We start from the raw sequence: 12,266 nt of genomic DNA, 5'->3' as shown, positions 1-12,266 counted from the left end.
CGGCGGGGAAAGACCTCGCCGGCGACCGCTATCCGCCCTACTTCTCGCTGTCGAGCGAGGCCAGTTGCGGAGCCGCGTACCGCGCGCCGGCGGCTGACCCGGCCGGGATGGCTTGCTCGATCTCGTCGAGGGTCTCACGGTCGAGGGTGAGGTCGACTGCGGCCAGGGATTCGCTGAGGCGGTCACGGCGGCGTGCGCCGACCAGCGCAACGATGTCCTCGCCCTGCGCGGCGACCCAGGCGATCGCCACCTGGCTGGTGGTCGCGCCGTGCCGCTCGGCGACGCGGCGCAGGGCGTCGACGAGGCTCAGGTTCGCCTCCAGGTTGTCGCCCTGAAAGCGGGGGCTGTTTGCCCGGAAGTCGTTGCCGGTCAGCTGCCGGTCGGGACTCCAATGCCCGCTGAGCAGGCCACGGGACAGCACGCCATACGCGGTCAGGCCAATACCCAGCTCACGTAGCGTCGGGATGATCGACGCCTCCGGCCCACGCGACAGCAGCGAATACTCGATCTGCAGGTCACTGATCGGCGCCACCGCGGCGGCCCGGCGGATCGTTTCGGCGCCGACCTCGGACAGCCCAATGTGGCGGATGAACCCCGCCTGCTGCATCTCCAGCAGCGCCCCGACGGTGTCCTCGACCGGGATCTCCGGGTTGAGCCGCGATGGGCGGTAAATGTCGATGTAGTCGGTTCCGAGTCGGCGCAGCGAGTAGGCCAGCCGGTCCTTGACCGCGGCGGGCGAGACATCGTACGGCACCGGCTGGAAGCCGCCGTCCGGCGTCCGGCGGGAGCCGAACTTGACGCTGAGCACCACCTCGTCGCGTCGGCGTTCGCGCAGGGTCCGCCCGATCAGCATCTCGTTGTGCCCCGAGCCGTAGAAGTCGCCGGTGTCGATCAGATTGATCCCGGCGTCGACGGCGGCGTGCAGGGTGGCAACGCTTTCTTCCTCGTCCGCCGGCCCGTACAGGTCGGACATCCCCATCGCGCCGAGACCGAGGACCGACACCTCTGGACCGGTAGTGCCCAATGTGCGTCGTCTGATGGTCGCCATGCCGTTCTCCTTATGAACTCTCTGCGGTGATTCCGGCTGTCCGCCCGGTCGTCCGGGTCCTGCGCTCGAGGCGAGGACGGTATGCCCGCCCTACGCCCGGAGAATCACTCGCACGCCTACCAGGGGCCACCTCTGGCACCGCGGCCGAATGAGCTGACGGCGTCAATATTTGTGCCGAAGCTCGGGCAGCTCAATGGAGCCAGCCCTACGATGCTGCGCGGCCACCTCGGTGCGGACTCTGGGGCGTACCCGATGACCGTCGCCCGTCAGACACGCAGACCTGCGTACGGCGACTGGTCCGCCCAGCGCGGAGGGCGACCAACCGGCTTGTGGCTGGACTGCGGGTCTCGATCAAAAGGTGGGGTTAACCCCACGCTCGATCTTGGAGTCGGCGCAATGGTCTCCCAGCAGCCAGGCGGTCAGGCTCGGAGGAGTCCAGCGCCCGTACGAAGAAGAGCGGACGATGACTTCAGCCGAGATTCCCCCCGCAGCCGCTCCATCCCTGGAGACGGACGCCGCCGAGTTGGCCGCCCACGTCACCGGAACAGTCTTCTTGCCGAACGATCCCGGCTACGCAGCGGAGTGCGCTGCCTTCAATTTGCTGGCACCCGTGCACCCAGCGCTCGTGGTGGGGGCGGCCAGCGTCGCCGACGTACAGGCCGCAGTGCAGTTCGCCGCCAATCGGGGCCTGCCGGTCGCGGTACTGACCACCGGGCACCAGGTGGCCCGTCCCGCCGACGGCGCTGTTCTGATCACCCTATCCCGAATGTCGAGGGTGACGATCGACGCCGATGCTGCCACCGCACGAGTGGAGGGCGGCGTGCGATGGCAGGAGGTCCTCGACAAAGCGCAAGAGGTCGGGCTCGCGCCAGCGAGCGGATCGTCGTCCACCGTCGGTGTGATTGGCTACCACCTGGGCGGCGGGCAGAGCCCGGTTCTCGGCCGCGCCCACGGGTTCGCCGCCGACCACGTCCTGGCCGCCGAGGTGGTCACCGCCGACGGCCAATCGCGGCGAGTCACTCAGGACACCGACCCCGAGCTGTTCTGGGCCCTGCGCGGCGGTAAGGGCAACTTCGGGGTGGTCACCGCGCTGGAGTTCCGCCTGTTCCCCGTCGCCCGCTTCTACGGCGGTGGACTCTTCTTCCCCGATGAGGCGGCAGCGTCAGTGCTGCACGAGTGGCGTCGCTGGGCGCCCACCCTGCCCGAGGAAGCCAACACATCGTTGTCGTTCCTCCGGCTGCCGCCGATGCCGGAGCTTCCCCCGCCATTGCAGGGCACGTTCGTCATCCACCTCCGCTTCTCCTCGTTGGGCGCGGCGAACGAAGCCGAACAGCTACTCGCGCCGATGCGGGCCGTCGCGCCGACCGTTCTCGACACCATCGCCGAGCTCCCCTACGCCGCCGTGGCCGCCGTCCACATGGACCCGGTGACCCCGGTGCCGTGGGTGGACAGGTCCATCGGGCTGCGCGACCTCCCCGCAGAGGCCGCCGACGCGCTGCTGCGACTGGTCGGTCCGGACTCGGGTACCCAGCTGACCGTGGTGGAAATTCGGTCCTTCGGCGGAGCGCTTGCCCGCCCGCCGGCGGCCCCCAACGCGGTGGCCGGACGTGACGTCCCGTGGGCGGTCCTCGGTTTCGGTGTCGGCGGTCCCGACCAGGCAGCCCTGAACAGCGAACAACTCGCGCACGTCGTGGCGGCACTCGCCCCGTGGGCGCACCACGAGGCCATGACGAACTTCCTGACCGCCGTCGAGGGAACCACACCAGAGCAGATGCGCAGCATCTACGGCAGCGACCGGTACGAACGGCTCGTCGCCATCAAGCGCCAATATGACCCATCAAACACGTTCCAGGTCAACCACAACATCAACCCAACCTGAGCAGAAGCGACCAACCTCGCCTATTCCTCGCAAGACCGGCGGTGGGCGGCGTGGAGCCACTCGACCAAGCGAAGCAGTCGGTGACGAACTCGCGGTGCCGTCGCGACCTACGTCGCGACGGCACCGGCCGTCCGTCTCCTCGACAAGCAGTGCGAGCGCCTCCGGGACGAGGGCCTGCTCGACGCCACTTTGTTGGCTCCTCCTCACATCTCACGTGCAGCGGGCCTGTCTCGGTAACGGTGTTTCCGGCAATCTTGGTTAGTAGGTTTCAGCGGCTGGGAAGCGGTCGCTGAAGGTGATGGCGAAGGCGTTCAGGGCAGGAGGCCGTGCCGCAGCCGACCGGACTCTGGTCGCCGTCCTGAACGACGGAGAGCGGGGCCACTGACACCCAGGCTCCGGCGGCTCTGCCGGATCGTCTTCGCGGGCAGCGGCGGCCGCGATCGTCGAACGTTCGTGGCCGCCTGGGCAGGGGCGCCGCTCTACTGGGCGTCGAAGGACGCCCGGGAGGCCAGGATGTCGGTGACGTTGCCCTCTGCCCAACTCGCCAGGCCTCGGACGACGTCAAGGAGGCTGAGGCCGCGGGGCGTGAGCGTGTAGTCGACGCGCGGCGGTTTGCTGTCGTGCACGGTCCGGGTCACCAACCCGTCCCGCTCCAGTCCACGCAGTGTGGCGCTGAGCATCCGCTGGGTGATGGGGTCGCTCTGTCGACGCAGCTCGTTGAAGCGGCGGGTGCCGTGGCCCAGTTGGCAGATGACGACCACGGACCACTTGTCGCCGATCCGTTCGAGCACGTCGCGGATCAGGGCGCGACGCTGCTCGCAGTCGGCGGCAGGGGAGTGGTCGGGGGCGCTGGTCGGGGTGATGGTGGTGCCGGACGATGCCATGGCGGCCAGTATACGAGCGATACCAGGTTGTCGGTGAGCCCCTGCGGTCGCGCTGCGGGATGTGGTTCACCCAGTGATACCTGGGCAGGTCAAAGTGCCTTCTTGTCGACTCCCGGCGCGGGGAGCAGACTCGCATACCGGTACTCATTCGGTACCAGGTGTATGTGAGGTACCACACATGAAGGGGTTGGGCCCGTGCGTACGGTTGGTTTCTACGAGTTCGGCGGACCGGGCGTGCTGCGCGTCATCGACCTGCCGGAACCGCACGCCGGGCCCGGTGAGGTTCGGGTACGCGTGCACGCTGCCGCGGTGAATCCGGCGGACACGCTGATCCGAGCCGGCGTGCACGCCCAAGCGCTCGCCGGGGTGCCGACGCCGTACGTGCCCGGTATGGAGATCGCGGGAGTGGTCGACGAGATCGGCCCGGGCACCGAGACCCCGCTCGGCATCGGTACACCGGTGATGGCGATGGTGCAGCCGATCGGGACGGCGGCGGGCGGCTACGCCGAGTACAGGGTGCTGCCGGCGGGCTGGGTGGTGCCCGCGCCGGCGGGTGTCGACCACCCGGCTGCGACCACGCTGCCGATGAACGGGCTCACCGCGTTGCTCGCGCTTGACCAGCTGGCACTCGCTCCGGGCTCGGTGCTCGCCGTGACCGGGGCTGCCGGGATCCTCGGCGGCTATCTGGTGCAGTTGGCCACCCACCTCGGCCTGGTCGTGATCGCCGACGCCGCGCCCGCCGACGAGCCGCTGGTCCGCTCGCTCGGGGCGGCGGAGATCGTCGCCCGCGGACCGGGGGTGACCGAGGCGATTCTGGCCCGCTGTCCGCACGGCGTCGACGCGATCGCCGACGTGGCGTTGCTCGGGCCGGACCTGCTTGCCGCCGTACGCGACGGCGGACGCTTCGCCCGGTTCCGCAGCGCGGACGAGCCCGGCGGCTACCGGATCGACGACCTGCGCGGAATCACGATGGTCGCGCCCTTCGTTCCCGACTACGCGGGACGGACCGGCAAGCTCGACGCGATCCGGCGCTTTGCGGAGGCTGGTGTGCTCACCCCGCGCCTGGCCGCGACCCTGCCCGCCGCCGAGGCGGCCGAGGCCCACCGGCGTTTCGAGGCGGGCGGCGTCCGCGGGCGACTGGTCCTCACCTTCTGACCCGTCCGACTCCCTTTATCCCTGAACACCATCCAACAGGAGCAGTCGTGTCCACACGTTTCGCAGACAAGGTCATCCTGATCACCGGTGCCACGTCCGGCATGGGCCGGGCCGTCGCCGAACGGGTCTCTGCCGAAGGCGCGAAGGTAATGCTGGCCGCACGCGGGAAGGACGTGGGCGAGGCGTTCGCCGCCGAGCTGCGCTCCGCCGGCCGGGACGCCCACTTCGTGCCCACCGACGTGACGGTGGAGGCCGAGGTGGCGGCACTCGTCCGGCAAACGGTCCAGCGGTATGCGCGACTCGACGGCGCGTTCAACAACGTCGGGGCGGCTACCGCGGTCGGTCCGCTGACCGATATCGACGGCGACGCCTGGCGGGGCGATCTGGCGCTGAACCTCAGCAGCGTCTTTTTCGGTCTCAAATACCAGCTACCCGCGCTGCAGGCGACCGGCGGCGGCGCGATCGTCAACAACGCGTCCAACCTCGGTGTGACCGGCGCGGCCGGCATGGCCTCCTACAGTGCGGCTAAGCACGGCGTGGTGGGGCTCACCCGATCCGCGGCCTTGGACGTGGCGGCCAGCGGCGTGCGGATCAACGCGCTGGTCACCGGTGGCGTCGACACTCCTCTGTTGCGGAACAACCTGGGCACGGACCCGGCGGAGGCTGTCCGCGCCGCAGGGGCGTGGCACCCGGTCGGACGGGTCGCCCAGCCGGACGAGATCGCGGCCTTCGTCGCGTTCCTGCTCAGTGACGAGGCCAGGTTCGTCACCGGGGCAGCGCTCGCGATCGACGGCGGCCTTACGGCTGCTTGACGGCGAGGCCGGCGCCGGCCTGAGGTCGCTGACTTCGGCAGCGAGGCGTCCCCGTAGCGGTCCGACCTGGTGGCGGTAACGGCTGCCCTGGTCGCCGCGGTCGCGCCTGGTGAGCTGGCCCGGCCGCGCATCGATCTCGGGCTCGGCGGCGTCAGGTCGTGGAGGTCGGGGCCGTCTCGCGGACCCACACGACCTGGCACACGCGGCAGCGGTGGCGGCCGTGCTCGCCCGCCGCCTCTCCGGCGCTACATCGGTGAGGGTGCGCGGCCCGCACGGCGACCACACGCTGGGAGTGCACCCGGACACCACACTGGCAGGGGTACGCGCGCAGACGCGGACACCGTCACCCGAGCTGTCCCCGGGTGGACGTGGTGCTGGTGACACCCGGCCCACCGGGCGGAGCGGTGGGAACGGTCGGCCCGGTGCCGGTCTGGCTCGCCCGCGACCACTGTCATCCCCTCCACCTCCAGGAACGACTGGACGCCCTGAACGGATGGCTCACCGCCCATCCCGGCCGCCCGCGCGCGGGGCCGCCCGGCTGCGTGCCTTGCTTCAGCCGGGCGCCGTCATCTCCACGGCGAACCTCCTGGGCAGCGGGTCCGATGTCCGCACGTGTCGAACGCGCATTCACGGTTACCGGAACTCGGCCGTCGACGTCCATGCCCGCCACGCGCACGCTGTCGCCGTAACGACCTGCGCCGGGCTGGTCATCAGGTACGCAGCAGTCGGCTGCCAAGCAAGAAGAGGTGTTGCGGCAACCACTAAAGAGGCCCTGCGATGCCGGTCGCTACCGGCTCAGGAAACGGCGCACGTCCTCGGCGAACTCCTCGACGTGCTGGAACAGGAAGCCGTGGCCCGCGTCGCTGTAGATCACCAGGCGGGCGTTGGGGAGCCGCTGCGCCATCAGGAAGTTGCCATAGGCGGAGATCATCACGTCCTGAACTCCGGTGGCGAGCAGGACGGGTAGCGTGAGCTGGTCCAGCCGATCCCAGATCGTCGTCCCGACCCCTTGGATCACGGCGAGCTGCCGGCGAACGGTGTCGGCGGCCACAACGGCGCCGGACTCGTCCAGGCGCGCGTCCAACCGGCGTAGCGACGCGAGCCCACGGTCCCGGGCGCCAGGGTCGGACGGGAAGAACAGGCGGAGGTAGTCCTCGTCGTCGTTGGTCGACCTCGTGGCGATCTGCATGATCTCGGGCGTCATCCGTTCGACGCCGGGGGCGGCGCCGGGTCCACTGCCCGCGACGACAAGCCGGCGGATCCGCTCGGGTTGTTGTAGGGCGGCGGTCTGGACCACGTAGCCGCCCATCGACCAGCCCAGCAGGTCGACCCGGTCGAGGCCGAGCGCCTCGACGAAGCCGAGAAGGCCGCCGGCGAGCCCTTCGATCGAAGCCGGCGCCTCGCCCGTGCTGGCTGCCGTGCCGACGTTGTCGAACACGATGACGTCGTGGTGCGCGGCGAGAGCGTCCAGGAGGGCGGGATCCCAGTGGTCCATCGTGCCGCGGAAGCGCATGGCCAGTACGAGCGGCACCCCTGCCTGCTGGCCGAACCGGCGATATGCGATGCGCCCGTCACGCGTCTCGACGAATTGGGTCTCGGCGAGAGCTGAGCGTATGGCTGCTGACATGACCAGAGACTCCTCTGTTCTGGCGGCGGCCGAGTAGGACGTCGCGCCCGTTCAGGCGCACGGGTGACAGCTCTCGCCCGAACCGCCTGACTTCACAAGTGCTAAGTCAGGACCGTATCAGGCTAACTTCTCCAAGGCGAAGTCAGACGGATGCGCTCAGACTGTGACTCTGACGACGGATACGATGCACTTCGATGTATGCGTGGTGCGCGCCGGGCTCCGTCACCGACGTCGGCTACGCCGCGGCGGTCCTGCGATGACGACCCTGCCGATCGCCACCGGCCGGCAGAGCCTGGCCCTGCTGACCAGGGTCCTGAGCTCCCACCGAGCCACTGGCGGCGTACGTGTCGGCCTACGACCAGCCCGGCATCACCAGCAAGGTCGCGTTCACCGCGTCCGGCGAGTTGGCCGCCTCGTAGGTCACCGTCTGGGCCTACCGCGTCCGGAACAGGCAGATCATGAGCGAACGCGCGCTCGCCTGGCAGTGTCTGCGGCCGCGCGGCGGGGAGGCCGGCGAGATCACCAGGGCGGCGATCTGACGCCCCACCCACGGTCGAGCTCCGTGGTGTCTCCTACACCTACCCGAGCGGTACGGAGGGCATTCACGACCTCGACCTGACCATCGGCTCGGGCGAGGTCGTGGCGATCATGGGGCGTAACGGTGCCGGCAAGTCCACCCTGATAGCCCTGCTGCTCGGGCTGCTCACCCCCGATCGAGGCACGGTCTGCTACGACGGGATCGAACTGCGGGAGCTGGGCGAGGACCGAGTGCGACGCATGACCGGCGCCCTGTTTCAGGAGTACGGACGCTATGAGTTCACCGTGGCCGACGTCGTGGCACTCGGCCGGGTTGAGCAACCGCCCGACCCGGTCCGGATACGCGCCGCCCTCGACGACGCAGGCCTCGGCGGGCTCGTCCGGTCCCTGCCCGACGGCACCGGCACCCTGCTCGGCCAGCAGTTCGCCGACGGGCGCGATCTGTCCGTCGGCCAGTGGCAGCGGCTGGCCCTGGCCCGCATGCTCTACCGCGACGCCCCGCTCTGGGTGCTTGACGAGCCAACCGCCGCCCTCGATAGCCTTGGCGAGGTGCGATTCCTGCGGCGGCTCCGCGACGTTCGCCGCAAGCGCACCGTCCTGGTCGTCACCCATCGCCTGACCACGGCGGCCGTCGCCGATCGCATCCTGGTCATGCGTGACGGACGCCTCGTCGAATCCGGCACGCACGACGAACTGTTGGCCGCAGGCGGCGAGTACGCCGGTTACCAGCACGACCTCGACCAGGTCGTGATCGTGCCACATCGACACCACGCCAGCTTCACGATGGGGACCCCAAATGACCGCATTCAGACTGCGTCCATACCGGCGCGGCGACGAATCGGCGTTGCTCGCCCTGGTACGAGCGGATCCGCTGCCCGGTCATCCGCCGGCGCAGGCCGTCATGCTGGCACTTGCGCTGGCTGGCGACTCACCCAACGACGCCGAACGTTGGGCAGAGTTGAGCCGTCCAGCCGTGACGGTGCTGACCGACACCGACGACCGGATCGCGGGCGTGGTGTCGTATGCGTTGCGCATGTCCGATCGCACCGGCAACGTCCTGTGGCTGCACGCCCGCGAGGAGCCGGCTCCCGTGGCAGCCCTGCTGGAACATGCCCTGAGCGAACTGTCGCAAAAGGCGACGAGGTTCGAGGCGTTTACCCTTACGACGCCTCTCAACCACGGCTTCGACGGCATACTCGAACGCAGCCGCCCGGCTACGCACGCGGCGCTGCTCGACGCCGGGTTCGAAGCCACCTACATGGGCCGCTACTTCCACCGTCCGCTGGTCGATCTTCCGGTACCCGTGGGGCCGCTCGCGGAGGTCGGACCCTCGGCGGAGCCGACGGGCCGGCAGCTACGGGTACACCGGGACGGCAAGGAAGTCGCGCGGGCGGTGGTCTGCGAGCCCGTCGGTGAGACCGTGGAGATCTACTGGCTCAGCGTCGAACCGGCATACCGCGGCCAGGGCATCGGCCGCCAGTTGTGGTACCAGGCCATGGCCGAGGCTGCGCGGACCGGCGCCAAACAGGCGGTGCTGATCGTGGACGACGATGAACCCGGCGGCGAGCGCGACCGTACCGCTGCCGTCACGCTGTACGACAGTGTCGGCTGGAAGGAACTCGATCGGGTCCACACCTACCGGCGCGACTGAGCACACGGGGTTGATCACATCAGGTAGACCCAGTCCTGAATCCCTGGCGCACTGGGTCTGGCTCGACTGCGGCCGCCACCTCAGCGAGAAACTCGACCAACTTCGTCGTCTTCTCGATCGCATCCTGACTGAGAGTCACGCTCGCGTGCAACGGCCGTCGTAGGCGGGACCGGGCGGCCTGTGCCGACAGCCACGACGTACGCGGTGAAGTCGGTGGTGTCCTGGAGTCGGGATACCTGATCGTCGTACTCGGGTTGTCCGCCTTCGCGTAGGCGCAGTGCCTCACGAAGGACCCGGTGCCAGCGCTGGTCATAGTAGGAGAGCCCCCAACGACCGGCCCCTGACTTGGTGGTCATCTCTCCGGTGACGATCAGGTGGTGCAGGCGAGCGACCCCGAGGACGCACCAGCAGCAGGCGTAGTCGAGTTCCGCCTCCGGCTCGTCGACGGAAGAGGCAGCGAGCTGGTCGGTGACGGTGCGCCAGTAGGTGTCGAGGTTGTCGACGGTGTACGCCTGCAAAATCTGCCTGTCGGTCCAAATGTCGAGGGTCGACAGCTGCGGGCCGGTGACCGTGACGCCGTGCCGGGCCAACTCGTGCCAGGCGACAAGGTGGTCCAGGTGCCCGATGCGGAACTCGCGGTGCAGCACCACGGGCACCGGTGGCAGCTTCCGCGGATCGGAGGCCAGGTCGGTAACGAGGACGTGCATCCCGTCAAAGAAGATCGGGGAGAACGCCGCCATCTGCTCGTGTGCCTGCCGCAGGTGCGCCACCTCGCCGTCGGACGGCCGGTGGGCGAGGGTGGCAACGAAGTCCACGTCCGACCGCCCCTCGAGCCACTCCCCGAACCCGGTGCCACCTGTCAGGTAGAGGCCGGTCACCAGCCCTTCCGGAACCAGCGAGAGGAAACGCAAGCAGAGTTCCTGTACGGCTCCCGGGAGATGCACCGGGTGACCATACCTGCCACATCCGAAGCCAGAGCCCGCTCGCCGGCTCGCGGAGTGGCAACGCCGGCCACCTCGCCGTCCGGATCTGCCAAAGGTCGGGCGCGGATGTCATTGGTGAAGTCATCGGACGCCGCTGATCCGGCTGGCGTCGGTGGCGGTGCCCGGCGGCGTCGTGGATGGTGGAGCCTTCTACGCTGGTGACTCGCGGGCCGCGGCGTTGCGCGCGATGCGTTCGGCTGAGGTCACCCACGCCCACGCCGAGGCGGTGCTCGGAGCGGTGGCGGTGGCAGTGGCCGCTGCCGAAGCAGGTCGCGCTCGCATCGCAGGTGGCCGCCCTGAGCCGGAGGAACTGCTGCGGGCGGTGTTGGAGCACCTTGTCGAGAGTCGGGTCAGCGCCGGCATTCGGCGGGCTGTGGTCCTGCTCGGGGTCGTGCCCCTCGGACAGGCGTAGGTGTTGCGGCCAGCGCCGAGCCACTCCTCGATCGAGGAGAATTGTGGGGCGAGGGCACCGTCGCGGGCGAGTACGAGAGTACGGAGGCAGCGCGACATTCGGCCGTTTCCGTAGCTCGGTCTGGTTGGGGCTTTAGGTCGGCAGGTGCAGGTGTTGCAGGTCCTCTGGTACCGGTAGGTCCGGCCGGTAGATCAGCAGCGGCGGTTGGCTGTCGGTGTCGGCGCGGGCGGCGGGAGCATCGGCGAGGGAGAACTGGTCCCGGAGTCGGCCGAAGAAGTCGTCGACGTCGGCGACGATGAGCTTCGCGCGACGTCGGGCGGGGTAGACGGCGACCCAATCGCCGGGGTCGAGGATTCCGTGTACACGTCCGTCGACGACGACGGTGACCTGGCCCGAGCGAGGGAGCACCTGGACCCCCACTGGTTCGTCCGGGGCGGTGACCATGCTGCGGTTGAACGCCATGTGCGGGGCGACCGGGGTGAAGACGAGCGCGTTGAGGCGTGGCGACAGGACCGGTCCGCCTGCGGCGAAGGAGTAGGCGGTGGAGCCCGTTGGTGACGCGACCATGACGCCGTCGGCGGAGTAGGTGGCGAACAGCCGTCCGGACAGGTACACCGCCACGCTGGTCTGGCGGTCCCGGCCGAGTTTTTCGAACACGACGTCGTTGAGGGCGTTCAGGCCCAACGGGACACCCCAACCCACCTCGTCGGGCGTGCTCGGCCGGGGAAGGGGTGGGACGGCATCGGGACCGCGGCCGTAGCGCAGCAGGGTCCGAAGCTCCGGTGGGACCTGCAGCGGTCGCGATGCCCGTAGGGTGAGCAGCATGCGCTCCTGGATGGGTGCGCGTCCGGCCAGGGCCGCGCCGAGCACCCTCGGCAGGTCCGTCGCGGCGAACGGGGTGAGAAAGCCGACCCGGCCGGCCTTCACGCCGAGGACGGGTGCGTCGGCCTCGACGGCGACGGCCAATCCGCGCAGGAGCGTTCCATCGCCGCCGATGGTGACGACGAGCTGAGGTTGCTGCGCCAGGTCGGCCAGCACGTCGGCGGCGCTCCGCTCGTCCTGCCAGACGTTCAAGGCCTGCGATGCGGCGCCGTGCTCGGCGCAGATCCGGGATACCATCTCCGCCGTCTCAGCGGCCTGCGGCCTGGTCGGGTGTACGACGACGCCAACAAGCATTAGACCCCTCCACGCCCTCTCGGCTGTCACCTCGTCTGACGATGAGCACTCCGGCAACACCCTACGTACAGGTCCATGGCGCACACCGCCCAGTCGATACCC

10 protein-coding genes and 2 pseudogenes are annotated in these 12,266 nt (G+C 69.4%); 5 read left to right on the top strand and 7 right to left on the bottom strand.

Annotation, left to right across the window (positions count from 1 at the left end; translation table 11 throughout):
• Window positions 1–37: 37 nt before the first annotated feature.
• Window positions 38–1,048: an aldo/keto reductase gene (locus O7614_RS22620; protein WP_278140486.1), complete on the bottom strand. Its 1,011-nt coding sequence runs from the start codon at window positions 1,046–1,048 to the stop codon at window positions 38–40.
• Window positions 1,049–1,511: 463 nt separating this feature from the next.
• Here O7614_RS22620 and O7614_RS22615 point away from each other — a divergent pair, with 463 nt between their 5' ends.
• Window positions 1,512–2,927 carry an FAD-binding oxidoreductase gene (locus tag O7614_RS22615; protein ID WP_278140485.1) on the top strand — a complete coding sequence of 472 codons (1,416 nt, stop codon included), beginning with the start codon at window positions 1,512–1,514 and terminating at the stop codon, window positions 2,925–2,927.
• A 479-nt stretch (window positions 2,928–3,406) separates the two neighbouring features.
• On the opposite strand, the gene O7614_RS22610 is transcribed toward O7614_RS22615, so the two are convergent.
• A complete protein-coding gene (locus tag O7614_RS22610) occupies window positions 3,407–3,811 on the bottom strand; it encodes a helix-turn-helix domain-containing protein (RefSeq protein ID WP_278140484.1) in 405 nt (134 codons plus the stop codon).
• 195 nt (window positions 3,812–4,006) lie between these two features.
• Between O7614_RS22610 and O7614_RS22605 the strand changes: the two genes are divergently transcribed.
• Together O7614_RS22605 and O7614_RS22600 are read left to right on the top strand one after the other, a co-directional pair.
• Complete coding sequence (locus O7614_RS22605) at window positions 4,007–4,966, top strand: NADP-dependent oxidoreductase (protein ID WP_278140483.1); 960 nt, start codon at window positions 4,007–4,009, stop codon at window positions 4,964–4,966.
• A 47-nt stretch (window positions 4,967–5,013) separates the two neighbouring features.
• On the top strand, window positions 5,014–5,778 hold the full coding sequence (locus tag O7614_RS22600; RefSeq protein WP_278140482.1) for an SDR family oxidoreductase: 765 nt from the start codon (window positions 5,014–5,016) through the stop codon (window positions 5,776–5,778).
• Window positions 5,779–6,565: 787 nt separating this feature from the next.
• Here O7614_RS22600 and O7614_RS22595 read toward each other — a convergent pair.
• The gene (locus O7614_RS22595; protein ID WP_278140481.1) at window positions 6,566–7,405 is read right to left on the bottom strand and encodes an alpha/beta hydrolase; all 840 of its coding nucleotides are present in this window, start codon (window positions 7,403–7,405) and stop codon (window positions 6,566–6,568) included.
• Between the two features lie 519 nt (window positions 7,406–7,924).
• A complete protein-coding gene (locus O7614_RS22590; protein ID WP_278140480.1) occupies window positions 7,925–8,710 on the bottom strand; it encodes a hypothetical protein in 786 nt (261 codons plus the stop codon).
• A 28-nt stretch (window positions 8,711–8,738) separates the two neighbouring features.
• Here O7614_RS22590 and O7614_RS22585 point away from each other — a divergent pair, with 28 nt between their 5' ends.
• The gene (locus O7614_RS22585) at window positions 8,739–9,593 is read left to right on the top strand and encodes a GNAT family N-acetyltransferase (RefSeq protein ID WP_278140479.1); all 855 of its coding nucleotides are present in this window, start codon (window positions 8,739–8,741) and stop codon (window positions 9,591–9,593) included.
• 80 nt (window positions 9,594–9,673) lie between these two features.
• Here O7614_RS22585 and O7614_RS22580 read toward each other — a convergent pair whose 3' ends face one another.
• On the bottom strand, window positions 9,674–10,537 hold the full coding sequence (locus tag O7614_RS22580) for an aminoglycoside adenylyltransferase domain-containing protein (protein WP_278140478.1): 864 nt from the start codon (window positions 10,535–10,537) through the stop codon (window positions 9,674–9,676).
• Window positions 10,538–10,718: 181 nt separating this feature from the next.
• On the opposite strand from O7614_RS22580, the pseudogene O7614_RS22575 reads away from it, so the two are divergent.
• Window positions 10,719–10,988: pseudogene (locus O7614_RS22575) on the top strand (ADP-ribosylglycohydrolase family protein); the annotation flags it as partial.
• Here O7614_RS22575 and O7614_RS22570 read toward each other — a convergent pair.
• Window positions 10,985–11,098, bottom strand: a pseudogene (locus O7614_RS22570) (Fic family protein); the annotation flags it as partial. The pseudogenes O7614_RS22575 and O7614_RS22570 sit on opposite strands and share 4 nt — an antisense overlap.
• A gap of 22 nt (window positions 11,099–11,120) precedes the next feature.
• Window positions 11,121–12,062: an NAD(+)/NADH kinase gene (locus O7614_RS22565; RefSeq protein ID WP_278140477.1), complete on the bottom strand. Its 942-nt coding sequence runs from the start codon at window positions 12,060–12,062 to the stop codon at window positions 11,121–11,123.
• Window positions 12,063–12,266 lie beyond the last annotated feature (204 nt).

Source organism: Micromonospora sp. WMMD961 (assembly GCF_029626145.1).
Taxonomy (GTDB): Bacteria; Actinomycetota; Actinomycetes; order Mycobacteriales; family Micromonosporaceae; genus Micromonospora.
Note: the sequence above shows the minus strand (reverse complement) of the source record. Positions and strands in the feature narration are given on the sequence as shown.